9 protein-coding genes and 3 pseudogenes are annotated in these 16,558 nt (G+C 70.6%); 8 read left to right on the top strand and 4 right to left on the bottom strand.

The annotated features are described in order from the left end of the window. Positions 1-65 precede the first annotated feature (65 nt). A complete protein-coding gene (locus tag AAG689_RS14935) occupies positions 66-740 on the bottom strand; it encodes a DNA-binding response regulator (RefSeq protein ID WP_406622692.1) in 675 nt (224 codons plus the stop codon). Between the two features lie 166 nt (positions 741-906). Between AAG689_RS14935 and AAG689_RS14930 the strand changes: the two genes are divergently transcribed. Beyond that, positions 907-4,701 (top strand): IPTL-CTERM sorting domain-containing protein, encoded by a 3,795-nt coding sequence (locus tag AAG689_RS14930; protein ID WP_406622691.1) that lies wholly within the window; start codon positions 907-909, stop codon positions 4,699-4,701. Positions 4,702-4,751: 50 nt separating this feature from the next. Then, positions 4,752-5,069, top strand: a pseudogene (locus AAG689_RS14925) (response regulator); the annotation flags it as partial. Between the two features lie 192 nt (positions 5,070-5,261). Here AAG689_RS14925 and AAG689_RS14920 read toward each other — a convergent pair. Both AAG689_RS14920 and AAG689_RS14915 read right to left on the bottom strand, forming a co-directional pair. Next, on the bottom strand, positions 5,262-6,986 hold the full coding sequence (locus tag AAG689_RS14920) for a sensor histidine kinase (RefSeq protein WP_406622690.1): 1,725 nt from the start codon (positions 6,984-6,986) through the stop codon (positions 5,262-5,264). Positions 6,987-7,202: 216 nt separating this feature from the next. Next, positions 7,203-7,855: pseudogene (locus AAG689_RS14915) on the bottom strand (response regulator transcription factor). Positions 7,856-8,070: 215 nt separating this feature from the next. On the opposite strand from AAG689_RS14915, the gene AAG689_RS14910 reads away from it, so the two are divergent. The 3 genes from AAG689_RS14910 to AAG689_RS14900 all read left to right on the top strand — a co-directional run bounded on the left by AAG689_RS14910 (position 8,071) and on the right by AAG689_RS14900 (position 12,504). After that, positions 8,071-11,097: an IPTL-CTERM sorting domain-containing protein gene (locus AAG689_RS14910; RefSeq protein WP_406622689.1), complete on the top strand. Its 3,027-nt coding sequence runs from the start codon at positions 8,071-8,073 to the stop codon at positions 11,095-11,097. A 7-nt stretch (positions 11,098-11,104) separates the two neighbouring features. Beyond that, positions 11,105-11,953, top strand: a complete 849-nt coding sequence (locus tag AAG689_RS14905) for a GNAT family N-acetyltransferase (RefSeq protein ID WP_406622688.1) — start codon at positions 11,105-11,107, stop codon at positions 11,951-11,953. A gap of 191 nt (positions 11,954-12,144) precedes the next feature. Beyond that, positions 12,145-12,504 carry a hypothetical protein gene (locus AAG689_RS14900; RefSeq protein ID WP_406622687.1) on the top strand — a complete coding sequence of 120 codons (360 nt, stop codon included), beginning with the start codon at positions 12,145-12,147 and terminating at the stop codon, positions 12,502-12,504. Positions 12,505-13,397: 893 nt separating this feature from the next. Here the strand turns inward: AAG689_RS14900 and AAG689_RS14895 are convergent. Then, positions 13,398-13,856, bottom strand: a pseudogene (locus AAG689_RS14895) (midcut-by-XrtH protein); the annotation flags it as partial. 107 nt (positions 13,857-13,963) lie between these two features. Here AAG689_RS14895 and AAG689_RS14890 point away from each other — a divergent pair. The 3 genes from AAG689_RS14890 (at position 13,964) to AAG689_RS14880 (ending at position 16,548) form a co-directional block, all read left to right on the top strand. Beyond that, positions 13,964-15,172 (top strand): CaiB/BaiF CoA transferase family protein, encoded by a 1,209-nt coding sequence (locus AAG689_RS14890; protein WP_406622686.1) that lies wholly within the window; start codon positions 13,964-13,966, stop codon positions 15,170-15,172. Between the two features lie 206 nt (positions 15,173-15,378). Further along, complete coding sequence (locus AAG689_RS14885; protein ID WP_406622685.1) at positions 15,379-16,008, top strand: PepSY-associated TM helix domain-containing protein; 630 nt, start codon at positions 15,379-15,381, stop codon at positions 16,006-16,008. 15 nt (positions 16,009-16,023) lie between these two features. After that, complete coding sequence (locus AAG689_RS14880) at positions 16,024-16,548, top strand: DUF2271 domain-containing protein (RefSeq protein ID WP_020230381.1); 525 nt, start codon at positions 16,024-16,026, stop codon at positions 16,546-16,548. Positions 16,549-16,558: the final 10 nt, after the last annotated feature.

The following is a 16,558-nucleotide window of genomic DNA, read 5'->3' as shown; positions in this document are numbered from 1 at the left end:
CGCGGAGACTATCAAAATGAGAGCTGTCAGCGCTTGTTGGATAAGCGCTAGAGGTCGATTTGGCTTCATTCCAGCCAGCCTTGGCGCAGCGCGGCGGAGACGGCCTCGGCCCGCGTCGTGACCTGCAGCTTGGCATACACCCGCCGCACGAAGGTGCGCACCGTGTGGCGCGTCACGCCCATGGCCTGCGCCACCTCGTCGAGCGTGTGGCCGCGCGCCACCAGGCGCAGCAGCTCGGCCTCGCGCGCGGACGGGGCGGCCTCCGCCAGCGCCGGGGTGGGCTGCTGTGCGGGTGGCATCGCGTCCTTCCACTGGCGCAGCACCAGCAGCTTGCGCGCCACCAGCGGGTTGATGGGGCTGCCGCCCGCGTGCAGGCCGCGCACCTCCTGCAGCACGGCCTGGGGCGGCAGGTCCTTGAGCAGATAGCCCATGGCCCCGGCCTCGATGGCGCCCAGCACGTGCGCCTCGTCGCCGAAGATGGTGCTGACCATCGCCGCCGCCTGGGGCCAGCGCCGGCGCAGCGCGGCCAGCACGTCGAGCCCGCTGCCGTCGGGCAGGCCCAGGTCGAGCAGCAGCACGTCCAGCGGCAAGTCCGCGTCCAGATGCTCCAGCGCCTCGGCGCGGCTGGCGGCCAGCCATTGCACGCGCATGTCGGGTGCGGCCTGCAGCGCATGGGCCAGCGCCGTGCGGCAGGCGCCGTCGTCCTCCACCACGGCCACGCGGATGGTTTCTGGGGTCATGCGCCCGATGCTGCCACAGCCCCCGCCGCGCGCCATGTCGCCCGAAAGGGGGACAGACGGGCGGCGGCGCGCTGCGTAGCCTTGCCGTGCATCAAGACCTTGCGATTCGTTTCAAGGTGTTTTTGGCCTCCAGCGCTTGGTGGACAAGCGCAAGCAGCTATCAAACATGAAGCACTCCATCCTCGCCCCCCTTCTCGCTGCCAGCCTGGCGCTGCCCGCCGCCGCGCTGGCCCAGACCTGCACCGGCCCCAACGCCACCAGCAACTACATCGTGGGCGAGGCCGAGGGCCGCCCCAGCGCCATGCACTGGGAGACTGGGCTGGTCTGGTCGCGCTGCATCGAGGGCGCCACGTTCGACAACGGCAAGTGCAACGCCCAGTACCCCACGAGCAACTTCCAGAAAATCTGGGTGGAATGGGCCGACCACGACACCGGCCGCGCAGGGCTGCTGCCCGCGCCCTTCTACAACAACGTCAATTGGGGCCTAAACGTCAGCATCAGCCCCAATCACCTGCAGGGTGGCGCCTGGCGGCTGCCCTACGCCACGGAATACAGCGCGCTGATGACCGGCTGCACCGCCACATCACCCGACATCGCCCTCAACACGGAGGTACTGCCAAGCGACAGCGGTGGCGGCATCCGCAACACCTTCTGGACCGCCTCGCCCGACCCCGCATCGACCAGCGCGGCCTGGCGGGCCGACCCCGGCAACCCGACCGGCCAGATGCTGAGCACTGCCGGCACCGAAGAAGTCCGCGTGGTGCGCGGCGGCCAGCCGTTCAGCGCCCTGCCTGCCGTGGCCCCGGCCACGGGGGTGGCGGGCCAGCCCTACGTTTTCGCCCCCATCACGCTCGCCAGCCCGGCGGGCACCACCGCCTGGGGCGGCGTGCGCATCAGCAGCGGGCGCTTGAGCGTGAACGCCGGCCCCTGGGTGAGCGAGGCCATCGTCAAAACCGGCGACAGCATCCGCGTGCGCCTGATCGCCCCGGCCAACGGCGCGGCAGGGGTCACGCTCACCCTGCGCAGCGGCGAGACCACCGGCACCACCGCCGACGGCGCCAACGGCGGCCAGGAAGCCACCGTGATGCACGAGGAAACCGCCAGCTTCAGCATCACGGCCACTGGCACCTTCACCCCGCGCGCCTGCCGCGTCACCCCCACCGGCACGGGCGACGGCACGGGCTGGGCGCAGGCCGCCAGCCTGGCCGATGCGCTGGCCGACTTCAGTTGCAGCGAGGTCTGGCTGCAACGCACCAACGCCAGCGGCGGCCCCTTCTACGTGCCGCCCAGCGCGCGCGGCTTCGCCGTCGAGCGCAACGTCAAGCTCTACGGCGGCTTCGTCGGCACCGAGGCCACGCGGGCTGAGCGGCCCGATCCCGTCTCCCCCACCCAGACGACGCTGGACGGCAACGGCCACGGCCGCGTGCTGTATCTGGACGGCAGCCTGGGCACCCCGCTGGACGACACGCTGATCGACGGCATCTATCTGGCGATGGGCCTGGCGGCCGGGCCTGGGGCCAACGGCGGCGCGCTGTACTGCAACGGCGCGGGCGCGGGCAGCGTGTGCAGCCCCCAACTGAACAGGGTGCACATCGACGGCTCGGGCGCCGACGGCCATGGCGGGTCCCTGTTCAACGACGCCAGCCGGGGCGGCACCAGCAGCCCGGTGCTGACGAACGTCGTCATCCGCAACAGCAGCGCTGGGGGCGACGGCGGCGCCATCTACAACCTGGGCGAGGGCGGTACCAGCAGCCCCGTGCTGCGCAACGTCTATTTCGAGAACACCCACGCCTTAGGCGGCAGCGGCGGCGCCGTGTACAACCTCGCCAGGGGCAGCGGCGGCGTCAGCAGCCCGGTGATCGAGCAGGCCAGTTTCAACGGCAACAGCGCGGCCGAGTACGGCGGCGCTATCTTCAGCGGGGTCGAAGGCGGCGGCACCAGCCGCATGGAGGTGCGCAACGCCACCTTCTCCGCCAACCGGTCCGCCTCCGGCCAGCCCGGCGGCGCCATCGCCATCGTGGGGGTGGGCGGCGATGCCAGCGTGGACGTGGCGCACGCCACCTTCGTGAACAACATGAGCGGCGTCAGCAGCAACGCACTCTTCACCCAGGGCGGCGACGTGCGGGTGGTCAACTCCGTGCTGTGGGGCACCCCCACCGCGCAGCGCGCCCAGGCCATCACCTTCTTCACCGGCTCGACCACCATCACCGACAGCCTGATCCAGGACGGCTGCGCGGGCGGCAACCAGGCCCCCATGGGCGGCAGCGCCACCTGCCCCGGCGTGACGCGGGCCGCAGACCCCCAACTGGGCGCGCTGGATGCCAACGGCATGGACGGCTACCCCATCCTCTACGGCTACCTGCCCGGGCCCTCCAGCCAGCTGCTGGACGCCGTGGCCTGCCCCGTGTCGGCCGACCAGCGCGGCATCGCCCGTCCACAGGGCGCGGGCTGCGACATCGGTGCGCTGGAGCGGCGGGGCACCGTGGCGCTGGCCGTCACCCTCAGCGGCAGCGGCACGGGCACCGTGGCTGGCGCCACGTCGGCCTGCGCCACCGGCACGTGCAGCTACGACTACCCGGGCGAGGGCAGTGCGCAGACCGTCGCCCTCACCGCCTCGCCCGCCGTGGGCCACACCTTCACCGGCTGGAGCGGCGCTTGCAGCGGCACCGGCACCTGCACCGTCACCATGAACCAGGCGCGCACCGTGGGCGCCGCATTCGCCGGCCCCGCGACCTACACCGTGGGCGGCACCGCCAGCGGCCTGGCGGGCGCCGGGCTGGTGCTGCAGAACAACGGCGGCGACAACCTGCTGGTGCCCGGCAACGGCCCCTTCACATTCAACACCCCCGTCGCCCAGGGCGGCGCCTACAGCGTCACCGTGCACACGCAGCCGGCGGGCCGCACCTGCACCGTGACCAACGGCAGCGGCACCGCCAGCGCCAACGTGACCAGCGTGCAAGCCGTCTGCGCGGCCAACACCTATGCCATCACCGCCAGCCCCGCCGGCAACCTGAGCTGCGCGCCCGCCAGCGTCGCCCACGGCGGCACGGCGCACTGCGTCGCCAACCCGCCGGTCGGCCAGGTCACCCAAGGCATCAGCGGCTGCAACGGCACGGCCACGGGCGTGGGTGTCAACACCTACGCCACCGGCCCCGTCACCAGCGCCTGCACCGTCACCGCCACCTTCGCGCCGCCGCCCGCCCACACCTTGGGTGGCACCGTCACCGGCCTGACCGGCGGCGGCCTGGTGCTGCACAACGGCGGCGAAGACCTGCCCGTGCCCGCCAGCGGCCCCTTCGCCTTCACCCAGCCTGTGGCCGATGGCGGCAGCTACGCCGTCACCATCGCCGCCCAGCCCACGGGCCAGCGCTGCACCGTCGCCAACGCCAGCGGCAGCAATGTCACCGCCAACGTGGGCAACGTGCAGGTGGCCTGCGCGCCGTACTTCGAGGGCACCACCGTGCCCGCCAGCGGCCTGGGCGGCACCGGCAGCGCCACCTTCACCGGCGGCGGCCCCGCCTGCCGGTTCGATTTGGGCGCCACCGGCTTCGAGGCCGCGCCTGCCACGCCGCTGCCGGGCCGCACGCTGCCCCAGGGCGTGCTGCGCGTGAAGCTCGTGGGCTGCACCGCCGCCGTCGCCATGGAAGTCACCTGGCCCGAACCCGTGGCGGGCTACACCAAGCACGGCCTGGCCGCCAGCGGCGACACGCAGCCCAGCTACTTCGCGCCCGCGGGCCTTGCCATCAGCGGCCGCACCGTGCGCTTCACCCTCACCGATGGCCAGCAGGGCGACGACGACTGGACGCCCAACGGCGAAATTGCCGACCCCTCGGGCCCCACGGCGCTGGCGGGCGGCCCCGGCGGGGCGCAGCCCATTCCCACGCTGGGCGAATGGGGCGTGGCGCTGCTCTCCGCGCTGCTGGGCCTGCTGGCGCTGCGGCGCAGGGCGGGGAGGGTTTGAAGGGTTTTGGCCTTCAGCCCTGATCTGGCAAGCGCAAGCAGCTATCAAAAATGATGCTCACTCGCCCGCTGGCCGCCGCCCATTCCGTACCGGTGCTGGCCGCGCTGGACGGGCCCGCGCTGCAGCGCCGGTTCAAGGCGCTGCTGGCGCAGATGGGATGCGTGGACCGGCTGGTGTTCGCGGGCTCGCTCGCGCAGGCGCGCGCCTGCCTGGCGGGGTTGTGCCCGGGCCTGGCGCTGGTGGACCCGGGCCTGCCGGACGGCAGCGGGCTCGATCTGGTGCGCGAGATCCGCGCGGCGCACGGGCAGGCGGGCATCCTCGTGGTGTCGGCGGGGCCGGCGCGCGCCGAGGCGGCGGGCGCGCTGCAGGCGGGCGCGACGGGCTACATGCTGCGCGAGCGCGACGACGTGGAGCTGATGCTGGCCATCCACAACGTGCTGCGCGGCGGCATGGTGATCGATCCGTTCGTCATGCGCCAGCTCCTGCCGCAGCCGGTGGATTGCAAGACAAAAACCGCTCCAGCGCTTGCCCATAAAGCGCAAGCAGCTATGAAAAAAGAGCTACCCGGCCGCGCGCCGCAGCGGCAGCCACAGCGTGAACACCGTGCCACCGCCCTCGGGCGTCCAGGCGCAGCGCGCGCCCAGCGCCTGCACGCGGGCGCGCACGTTGGCAAGGCCCCGCCGGCCGGGCGGCAGCGCATCGGGCGCGGGCGGGGCGAAGGGGCGGCCCTCGTCCTGCACGCGCACGTAGACGCTGCCGTCCGCCACGCCCGTGTCCACGGTGATCTGGCACGCGCCGCTGTGGCGGGCGATGTTGGTGAGCACCTCCTGCAGGATGCGCAGCACGTGCAGCGCGCTTTGCGCGTCCAGCCAGGGCAGGGGAGGCACGTCGCGCATGCGCCAGTGCAGCGCGATGCCCGCCTGGCCCAGCCGCCGCCCCAGGCGAAAGCGCAGCGCGCCCAGCAGCGCGAGCAGGTCGGCGTCGGTGCATTCGAGCGAGTCGATGGCGATCTTCAGGTCGTCGATGCACTCCTTGAGCGCCTGCGCCACGTCCACCGGCTGGTTGCTCGCCTGGCCGTGCTCCACCAGGCGTAGCGCGCTCATCAGCGATGAGCCCACGCCGTCGTGCATCTCGCGCATCAGGCGCTGGCGCTCGTGCAGCAGGGTCTGCTCGCGCTCGGCGGCGCGCAGGCGCTCGTGGGTGCCTTGCAGCTCGCGCTCCTGCGCGGCCAGGCGCCCGGCCAGCGTGGCGCGGGCCTGGGCGGCCTCGCTCAAGGCGCCGGTGTAGCGCGTGAACGCGGCGTAGAGGAACACGGTGAGCAGGCCCAGGTTCACGTAGGGCGTGAGGTACAGGCCCTCCACGTCCAGCCGGTAGCTCTGCATCAGCATGTCGTGCAGCCCCATGGGCAGCGACAGCAGGCCCCACGCCGCCAGCAGCACGCTGGCGGCGCTGCGCAGGCGCAGCGCATCGGACACGGCCACCTGGATCAGCACCAGCACCGGCGGCACCAGCAGCAGGCGCAGCAGCGGCAGCGCCGCCGCGTGCCCGGGCCACCACGACGGCAGCGCGGCGAGCAGCGCGCAGGCCACGTACAGCGCCAGCGCCGCGCCCAGGCGCGGGCGGGCGTGCCCCTGCACCAGGCACAGGAAGTGGAAGGTGCACAGCGACACGCCCATCAGCGCCGCCATGGTCATCCAGGCGAACCAGGTGAAGTCCATGTCCAGCCCCTCGCCGCTCACCAGGTACAGCAGCGCCGCCAGCGACTGCCCCACCGCCATGCCGAAGAACAGCACGAAGGGCCGCGCATCGCCCGCCCGGCGGCGGCGCAGCCACGCGGCCACGCCCAGGCCGAACAGGCCCAGCATCAGGAACGCGCCGCGCCAGTACGCCACCAGCTCCGTCTGCAAGAAACTGCGCCAGCGCCAGCGTGGCAGCAGCTCCGGCACCGGCCCCACCCACAGGGACGAGAGCGCGCCACCCACGCCCGGCTGGCTGGCCATGCGCACGTGGACCACCGCATCGCCCTGCGGCGGCGCCAGGCCCGTCAGATCCGCCCACACCGGGTGGTTGAAGCTGTTCCACACCCGGTCGCCCGACTGCCAGGCCAGCCGCCCCTCGACATAGACCGCCACCGTGCCCACCGTCTGCCAGCGCGGGACGTACAGGCGCGTGCCCTGCGGCGCCAGCGCATCGGCGGGCACGCGCAGGCGGTACCACAGCACCTCGGGTGTATCGGCTCCCGTGCCCACCCACGCCGCCCGCGCCCGCGCATGCGGCAGGGCCACCGGCTGCCAGGGCGTGGCGGGGGCCAGCAGCGCGGCGTCGCCCGCGTCCAGCGCCTGCAGCGAGGGCGGCGGCAGCCACGCCGCGCTGGGCGAGCGCCAGACTGCGCCTGCACCACGTGCGCGGCGCCCGCGTGGGCCAGGGTGCAGAGGGCTATTAAAAAGAGAGCTGCCAGTGCTTTCTGGAAAAGCGCCAGGGGCCGATGGGGCTTGTGATTTTCACCCCTCACTCAACCACCCTTGCCGCTGCCCCTCGCGCACCGCCTCGGCGCGCGAGCCCACCTGCAGCTTGGTATAGATGCGCCGCACGAAGGTCTGCACCGTGTGCGGCGACACGCCCAGCGCGGCCGCCACCTCGTCGGCCGTGTAGCCGCGCGCCACCAGGCGCAGCACCTCGGCCTCGCGGGCCGACAGCGGGGCGGGCGGATGGGCGGGCGCCTGCGCCGCCTGGCGCAACAGCAGCTTGCGCGCCACCATCGGGTTGATGGGGCTGCCGCCCGCGTGCAGGCTGCGGATCTCGGCCACCAGCTCGGCGGCGCTCAAATCCTTCAGCACATAGCCCATCGCCCCGGCCTCGATGGCGCGCAGCACGTGCGTCTCGTCGCCAAAGATCGTGCTCACCATCACCGCGCAGCCGGGCAGGGCGGCGCGCGCGGCGGCGATCACGTCTAGGCCCGTGCCGTCGGGCAGGCCCAGGTCCACCAGCAGCACGTCCAGCGGCTCGCCTCGCCCCGGCTGGCCGCCGCCCAGGCCATGCGCATGTCCGGCGCCTGCGCCACGGCATCGGCCAGCGCGTGGCGGCTGGCTGCGTCGTCCTCCACCATCGCCACGCGGATGGAAGGGGGCAGGGCAGCGGTGCTCGGGGCAGACATGGCCGCGCATCTTGCCTGCAAGCGCGGGGCGCCGTCATGTCCCCAGTTTTGGGGATATACAAATCGTCACAAGCTGCCTATCGTCCCGGTATGACCGATACCCCGCGCCTACCGCGCCGCATGGCTTGACGTATTTTTGGCCTCCAGTGCTTTCCATTCAAGCGCTGGAAGCTATATTTATGATAGCAATATTCTAAAATCGTGCAGGAGAAGACATGAACACCATCGGCGTACATCACCACCTAGGGTTGCGGTTCCGTGCGGTCCTTTTCTGGCTGGCGGCACTTGTGTTTGCCCAGCAGGTCAATGCCCAGGCCCTACCGTCGATCACGCTGAGCGCTCTGCAGGAGCATCGCGGCACCATTGCCGCCGGGGGAACCGGCCTGCGGATATTCAACCCGGATATCGCCGATGCCGAATACCTGCTGGTGCCGATGAACCTGGACGCCAGTGCTGCGCTGCCGCTCACCGTGGGCATCAGCGGCAACGTCGCCACGGCGGCAGGATCACCAGGCAACTCCACGCCGCAGGCTGCCGATCCACGCATTGCCCGCCGCCAGGCACTGCTGGCGGATTTTCTGACCCGCAAGGGAGGGGTGGACGCCAGCGCGCCGCTCAACCCGCCAGCCGCCATTCCCGGCGGGCAGCAGCCCCATGTGGGCGACGCATGGCAGTTGAATGCCGATCTGGGCAACCAGTGCAGCCCGGGCCTTGGCGCAGCAGGCACGGTGTATTGGGTGGGAAACCATATTGCCGTGGTGATGGACGGCGGCAACCCCGTCTCTGGCATGTCGCTTGCCGATTGGCAGGCCACCTTCACGGAGCTGGATACCGTGGTGTATCCAACCATCGCCGGCAAATTCGGCCAGCCTTCCGACCTGGATGGCAATGGCAAAGTGGTGGTCTTCATCACCCAGGGGGTGAACAAGCTGGCCGCTCCTGCGTCGTCCAACACAACCGCCAGCCTGTATCTGCCAAGAGACAAACTGTCCCGGCAAGAATGCGCCACCAGCAATCTCGGCGAGATCATCTACGTTCTGGCTCCCGACCCCACGGGGGCGGTCAATAGCAATGTTCGCACCGTCTCTTATGTGCAGGGTGTGGTGCCGCCCTCTTTTGCCCGCGAACTGGCCCACCTGATCGTTGACGGCCATCGCATGGCATCGAACAGCCCGTTTGAAGAAGCCTGGCTGGACGAAGCCCTGGGCAACATGGCCGTGGAACAGGTTTTCTATGCCCGGGCGCCCGGCATTGCCCCCTTCAACAACATCAATTTGGCCAACCTCACCACCGGGCCGAGCGCATTGCAAAGAGTGGACGCATTCAATACCTATGTGAATACGCTGTATGGCCCTCTGCGAACCTGGCTGCAATTTCCCTCCCATATCGGCGTTCTTGACGGTGGCAAGAAAACCCTGTCCGGCAGTGGATCCCAGTGGGCATTTTTGCGGTACGTGGCGGATCGCCACGCAGGGCCATCGGTTTCCGATGAGGCAGCTTTCATTCAAGCCCTGGCCGGCAGTAGCCTCACCGGGTTGAACAATCTGCAAAACGCCATTGGTGCCGATCCGCGCGAATGGCTGGAGGATTACCTGATTTCCGCCTATGTGGATGACAGCGCCAAGGCGGGTGCGCTCGGCGTTTCGGGTAAATATGCAGCACTGAGCTGGAACTATCGTTCGGTCTATGGCGGATTGGGCGGTTTTCCAATCAAGGACATACCGCTGCCGGCGGATGGAACCGCGAGCGTGACGCTCAATCCGCAGGGCAGCAGCAACTACTACCGCTTCCAGCTTGCGCCCGACACCATGGCGCAGCTCTCGTTGACGCCCGCCGCCGGCAGCCCCAATGGCCGCTATGCCCTCATTCGCCTGAACAATCCCGGCGGCGCCACGGCTGTGACGAAGAAGCCGCAAACCATCACCTTCCCCAACCCGGGCCAGCAGCACGTGGGCGTGCCATTGGTATTGAGCGCGTCGGCCGAGTCTGGCCTGGACGTGGCATTCGGCGTTTCAGGAGCCTGCAGCCTGGACGGGGGCACCCTGACCGTCACCTTTCACGCGGCGGGCGTGGGGGCCTGCACCGTCACCGCCAGCCAGGCCGGCAATGGCGCGTGGCTGCCAGCGCAGGTGAGCCATGCGCTGAACGTGCAGGCTGTCGCAGGGCCGCCGGGCGCGCCAACGGGTGTGGCGGCAACGCCCGGAGACGGCGTGGCTGCGGTGCAATGGGCCGCGCCCACGGATACCGGCGGCAGCGCCATCACCGGCTACACCGTGACCGCGAGCGGCCCTCCCGGCCGGGCCTGCACCACCACGGGCGCACTGGCTTGCACCGTTGCGGGTTTGACCAACGGCACGGCCTATACCTTCACCGTGATGGCGACGAACGCCACGGGCCACACCAGCGGCGCTTCGCAGCCAAGCCAGCCCGTCATCCCGGTTGCCGCGCCGGCGCCGCCGGGCGCGCCAACGGGCGTTGCGGCAACGCCCGGAGACGGCGTGGCCGCGGTGCAATGGGCCGCGCCCACGAGTACCGGCGGCAGCGCCATCACCGGCTACACCGTGACCGCGAGCGGTCCTCCCGGCCGAACCTGCACCACCACGGGCGCACTGGCGTGCACCGTTGCGGGTTTGACCAACGGCACGGCCTATACCTTCACCGTGGTGGCGACGAACGCCACGGGCCACACCAGCGGCGCTTCGCAGCCAAGCCAGCCCGTCATCCCGGTGCGGCGCAGCTACAGCGATGCGCTGCTGACCTTTCAGTTCACGGGCGGCGGCGCGGGCTGCACGCTGGATAGCGCCCAAAGCCTTCCCGCGGCCGCCGTCACCGGATTGCCTGCCGGGGTGCAGGCGTCGGGGCCGCAGTTGGGCTTCAAGCTGACGGGCTGCGACCTGGGCGGCGTAGTGCAGGTGCAGATCGACTATGGCGCCAACCTGCCCGGCCCCGCAGCCGCGTTGCAGTACTGGAAACGGGACAGCGCCATGCAGTGGGCCGCATACGGCCATGCGCAAATCGCCGGCAATCGCGTGACGCTGACCTTGACCGATGGCGGCGATGGCGACGCGGACGGCGCACAGAACAACGAGATCGTGGACCCCGGCGTGGTGGTGCTGGCCGCCGCCGCCGCGCCGCAGGCCATCCCCACGCTGTCGCAATGGGGGCTGATTCTGATGGCGCTGGTTTTGAGTGTTTTTGGTCTCCAGCGCTTGCCAGTCGAGCGCAATATGCTATCAAAATAGAAGCGAAATGCACAACACCAGTGCCAGTCACATCCGCCCCATGTGCCCCGGCGAGTTGGGCACCGCCTTGCAATGGGCCGCGCGCGAGGGCTGGAACCCCGGCCTGCACGATGCGGCGTGCTTTTACGCGGCCGATCCGCAGGGCTTTCTGGTGGGGCTGGTGGGCGGCGAGCCCATCGCCTGCATCTCGGTGGTGCGCTATGGCGCGGACTACGGTTTTCTGGGCCTGTACATCGTCCAGCCCGAATACCGGGGCCGGGGCCACGGCTGGGCGCTGTGGCAGGCGGGCATGGCGCACCTGGGCGCGCGCGCCGTGGGGCTGGACGGCGTGGTGGCGCAGCAGGCCAACTACCGCCGCTCGGGCTTCGCGCTGGCGCACCGCAACGTGCGCTATCAAGGCGCGGCGCGCCACGGCGGCGGGGGTGGCGCGGTTGATTTGCGCACGCTGGATTGGCAGCAGGTGCTGGACTGCGACCGCCCCTGCTTTCCCGCCGGGCGCGCGGCCTTCCTGCATGCCTGGGTGCATCAGGACGGCCACCGCGCGCTGGGCCTGATGCAAGGCGGGCGGCTGGCGGCCTACGGCGTGATCCGCCCCTGCCTGCAAGGCTACAAGATCGGCCCGCTGATCGCCGATGACGCCGCGCAGGCCGAAACGCTGCTGCGCGCGCTGATGGCCTGCGTTCCCGAAGGCAGCGCCGTATTCCTCGACATACCGCAGCCCAATGCCGCTGCCGTGGTGCTGGCCGAGGGCTGCGGCATGGCGCCCGTGTTCGAGACCGCGCGCATGTACAAGGGCGCGTCCCGGCTGCCCGACATGCAGCGCACCTTCGGCATTGGTACGTTCGAGCTGGGGTGAGCCGCCCCTGCGTCCCGCAGGGGCGCAGCGGATCAGTTCGTGAAAGTCCTGACGCAGCGGTATCGGCTATAGGAGATTTTCGGAGCAGTTCCCGCCATGCTGGAGGGGGCAGGATCACCCTTGCTTTATCGATACTGAACTCCTGCGAAGTCCAGTACCACAAGCTCTGGAAATCGCCAAAGTTGCAAGGCGTGTCGCTGTTGGAACACAGCGCGCCCAGGGCCGCCACCAGTTCGTTGGGGGCCGGCAGGTACCAGTCGGGGCTGATGTTTCGGCATTGCTGGGCGGCGCACCTGGCGGTATTCCCGGTGCACGACGCATCGGTCACGATGGCGTCGGTATTGGCCACCCCGTCGCTGGTGCTGGCCGCGCCGGGGATGTCGGCGAGCGAGCCGATCCAGGAGCTCGGCGACGGATCCGTGGTGCTGACCACCTTGCCCACGCCGCCGCTGGCCTCGAAAACCAGCCCGCCCAGGTGCGAGAACGCCACCAGCGTGCTCGGGCTGTTCGCCGTGTTGCTGCCGCTGATGGTGAGGGTGGCGGGCGCGTAGGGCGTGCTGGAGGTCAGTAGCAGCGTGCAGCTCGCGCCCGGCGCCACGCTGGTGCAGTTGCTGGCGTCCACCGCCACGTCCGGCACGGCGGTCTTGTCCACCACGGTGATGTCGGTGGCTGTGGCTGTGCCGTTGTTGGTGACCTCCAGCACCAGCGGTGTGCCGCTCACGGCGATGACGCGGCTTGGCTGCACCGGCCCGGTGATGGCGATGGCGGGCAAGGGCACCACCGTGAGGCTCGCGGTGACGGTGTTCGAGTTGTCCCCGCTGATCGCCACCGCCGTGGGGCCTTCGGGTGCCATGGCGGTGAGGGTGAAGGTGCATGACGCGCCTATCGCCAACACCCCGCCGCAGGTGGTGCTCTGCACCGACAGGCCGCTGCCGCTGGGAATGACCGCCGCCACGTTCTGCGCGGCCACGGGCGATCCAGCTGCGTTGGTCACGGTGACATTGGCGCTACCGTTCATGGCGAAGGTCAGGGCCGTGGGTGCGACGCTGATGATCGCCACCGGCGCCGGCATCACCTGTACGCTCACCGTGGCGGTGTCGGTGTTGCTGCCGCTGATGGTGACGGCCGCCGGCCCGGCTGGCGCCGCGGCGGTGAAGGTGATGGTGCACGCGGCGCCCGGCGCCAGCGCGGCACCGCAGGTGGTGCCCTGCACCGTAATGGCGCTGCCGCCAGGAATGTGCGCCGCCACGTTCTGCGCGACCACGGGTGACGAGGCCGCGTTGGCCACGGTGACGCTGGCGCTGCCGCCGGCGATGAAGCCCATGGCGGCGGGCGCCACGCTGATGCTGGCCACCGCCTGCGCGGCCAGCGCCTTGCAGATGGCATCGACGTTGACCTGGCAGGTGGCGCCCGCCGCCAGGGGCTGCCCGGCCGCGCAGTCGGCCGGCCCGCCGCTGGCGGGCGGTGGCAGCACGGGCGCCACGCCGCCAGGGAAGCAGGCGGTGAAACCGGGCGGGGCGATGGCGGCGATGTGCAGGCCTCGCCCGCTGGCGTTCTCGAAGTAGGCGGGCTCGAAGCCGTTGGCGACCGGCGTGACAGGGATGGGCAGCGTCTCGCCGCCCGGCTGCGTGAACCGCGCCAGCACCTGCGCGAGCAGCGGCTGGCCGCCCCATTGGGCGCCCGCCAGCGCCATGCCCGCCAGCAGAAGCGCCATGCGCGCGTCGCGCGGCAGGGCGCGCGCGGCCAGAACGGCGAGCAGCAGGGCCAGTGCGCCGAGCACGAACGCCCCGCCCACAGGCACGCCGGCGATGCCGGTGGTGGTGATGGTTTGCGCCGCCGCCGGCGCGCAGGCCGTGGCGAGCAGTGCGGCAGCGCAGGCGTATCGGGCAGGCGGGCGATTCATGCGTGGGTCCTTGGGCGGTGAGGGGGGAGGCCGCCACTATATCGGCCGGTGTTACCGATGGAAACCGGTCGCGGTCGGTCTGGCTGGGTTGCCGTACCCTCGCACCCATGGAACCCAACGCATCTACCCCTGCCACCCTGCCGCTCGCCGGCATCCGCGTGGTCGAGTTCACCCACATGGTCATGGGCCCCACCTGCGGCATGGTGCTGGCCGACCTGGGGGCCGAAGTCATCAAGGTCGAGCCCATCGACGGCGACCGCACGCGCCACCTGCTGGGCGCGGGGGCGGGCTTCTTCCCCATGTTCAACCGCAACAAGAAGAGCATCGGCATCGACCTGCGCAGCCCCCGGGGGCTGGAGGTGGCGATCCGCCTCGCCAGTTCGGCCGACGTGGTGGCGCAGAACTTCAAGCCGGGCGTGATGGCCAAGTACGGCCTGGACTACGCCGCGCTCTCGCGGCTGAACGGGCGCCTGGTCTATGTGAACCACACGGGCTTCCTGCCCGGGCCCTACGAGCACCGCACGGCGCTCGACGAGGTGGTGCAGATGATGGGCGGCCTGGCCTACATGACCGGCCGCCCGGGCGACCCGCTGCGCGCGGGCAGCAGCGTGAACGACATCATGGGCGGCATGTTCGGCGCCATCGGCGCGATGGCCGCGCTGATGCAGCGCGCGCAGACGGGCCGGGGGCAGGAGGTGGATGCGGCCCTGTTCGAGAACAACGTGTTCCTAGTGGGCCAGCACATGATGCAGTACGCCGTCACGGGCCAGCCCGCCGCGCCCATGCCCGAGCGCATCTCGTCCTGGGCGGTGTACGACGTGTTCAGCGTGAAGGACGGCGGCCAGATCTTCCTGGCCGCGGTGAGCGATGCGCAGTGGCAGGCGTTCTGCGACGCGCTGGGCTTCGCCGACCTGAAGGCCGACCCGCTGCTGGCCACCAACAACGACCGCGTGCGCGCCCGGCCCACGCTGATGCCCGTGCTGCGCGAGCGGCTGGCCGGGCACACGGCCGATGCACTGGCCGCCATCTTCGAGCGCCACGGCCTGCCGTTCGCGCCCATCCGGCGGCCCGAGGAACTGTTCGACGACCCGCACCTGCAGGCCACCGGCGGCCTGGCCGAGGTGGCCCTGCCCGACGGCGAGCGCGCGGGCGCCACCGCGCGCGTCACGCTGCTACCGCTGCGCATGGACGGCGAGCGCCTGCCGGTGCGCAGCAGTCCGCCGCGACTGGGGGAGCACACGGCGGAACTGCTCGCGGGCCTGGGCTATTCCCCCGCGCAGGCGCAGGCGCTGCGCACGGCGGCGGTCGTGGCCTGATGGTGCGTAAAGGTTTGAGGTGTTTTTGGCTCCCAGCGCTTGTTCAGCAAGCGCTGGCAGCTCCTTTTTCGATAGCTATGTATGGAGCCCACCGGGCGGTCAATCCCGGGTAAAGATCGCGTAAATGCAATTCATTATTGTTTGGCGTCACTAGAATAGCGCGGCTCCCGGGCGCATGGCGCGTTGAGGGGGCGCACCTGGTTCACATGACGCACCGTTCTCCCGCATCCCCCCGCCGCGCCTATTGGCTCAAGACCTTGCACGAATGGCACTGGGTCAGCTCCGCCATCTGCCTCGTGGGCATGCTGCTGTTCGCGGTGACGGGCATCACGCTCAACCATGCGGGGCAGATCGAAGCCAAGCCCCGCGTCACCAGCCTGCAGGCGACCGTGCCTGCCGACGTGCTGGCGGGCCTGAAGGCGCCGGACGGCAAGGACCGCGTGCCGCTGCCCGCCGCGCTGCGGGACTGGGCGCGTGCGCAGTGGGACATCGACACCGACGGGCGCGAGGCCGAGTGGTCGCCGGACGAGGTCTACGTCTCGCTGCCGCGCCCCGGCGGCGATGCCTGGATGCGCGTGAGCCTGCCCGATGGCGAGGCCGAGTACGAGCGCACCGACCGCGGCTGGATCTCCTACCTCAACGACCTGCACAAGGGCCGCAACACCGGCACGGCCTGGAGCTGGTTCATCGACATCTTCGCCGCCGCCTGCCTGGTGTTCTGCATCACCGGGCTGTTCATCCTCAAGATGCATGCGGGCAACCGCCCCTTCACCTGGCCCATGGTGGGCCTGGGGCTGGTGCTGCCCGCGCTGCTGGCGCTCCTGTTTATCCACTGAATCGAAAGAATGCCTATGACGAAGCATTTGCAGTTGCGCTACACGGTGGCGCTGGGCGCCTGCCTGGGCGCGCCGGCCTTCGCGGCGGGGCTGGGCGTGGGGGTCGAGATCCCGCGCCTGGACGTCGCCGAATACCACCGCCCCTACGTGGCCGCCTGGATCGAGCGCCCCGACGCCACCGTGGCCACCACGCTGGCCGTCTGGTACGACGTGAAGATGAAGAACGCCGAGGGCGCTAAGTGGCTCAAGGACATGCGCCAGTGGTGGCGCCGCACGGGCCGCGAGCTGGAGCTGCCCATCGACGGCGTGACCGGCCCCACGCGCCCCGTGGGCAAGCACCAGATGCAGTTCACCGAGGGCACGAACCCGCTCGCCAAGCTGCCGGCCGGCGAATACAAGCTCGTGGTGGAAGCCGCGCGCGAGGTGGGCGGCCGCGAACTGGTCACCATCCCGTTCACCTGGCCTGCCCCGAAGGCCGCGCAACTGAGCGCCAAGGGCAGCACCGAACTCGGGCAGGTCACGCTCGACCTGAAACCCTGAACCTTTCCAC

The organism is Acidovorax sp. SDU_ACID1, from assembly GCF_045291395.1.
Classification (GTDB): domain Bacteria; phylum Pseudomonadota; class Gammaproteobacteria; order Burkholderiales; family Burkholderiaceae_C; genus MR-S7.
The sequence above is the reverse complement of the archived record's forward strand: the minus strand, read 5'-3'. Positions and strand labels throughout refer to the sequence as shown.

Excerpts from the sequence above, each read along its gene's own strand:
- AAG689_RS14880 (WP_020230381.1), top strand. The coding sequence starts at position 16,024 with ATGACGAAGCATTTGCAGTTGCGCTACACGGTGGCGCTGGGCGCCTGC.
- AAG689_RS14905 (WP_406622688.1), top strand. The coding sequence starts at position 11,105 with ATGCACAACACCAGTGCCAGTCACATCCGCCCCATGTGCCCCGGCGAG.
- AAG689_RS14890 (WP_406622686.1), top strand. The coding sequence starts at position 13,964 with ATGGAACCCAACGCATCTACCCCTGCCACCCTGCCGCTCGCCGGCATC.
- AAG689_RS14930 (WP_406622691.1), top strand. The coding sequence starts at position 907 with ATGAAGCACTCCATCCTCGCCCCCCTTCTCGCTGCCAGCCTGGCGCTG.
- AAG689_RS14910 (WP_406622689.1), top strand. The coding sequence starts at position 8,071 with ATGAACACCATCGGCGTACATCACCACCTAGGGTTGCGGTTCCGTGCG.
- AAG689_RS14935 (WP_406622692.1), bottom strand. The coding sequence starts at position 740 with ATGACCCCAGAAACCATCCGCGTGGCCGTGGTGGAGGACGACGGCGCC.
- AAG689_RS14885 (WP_406622685.1), top strand. The coding sequence starts at position 15,379 with ATGACGCACCGTTCTCCCGCATCCCCCCGCCGCGCCTATTGGCTCAAG.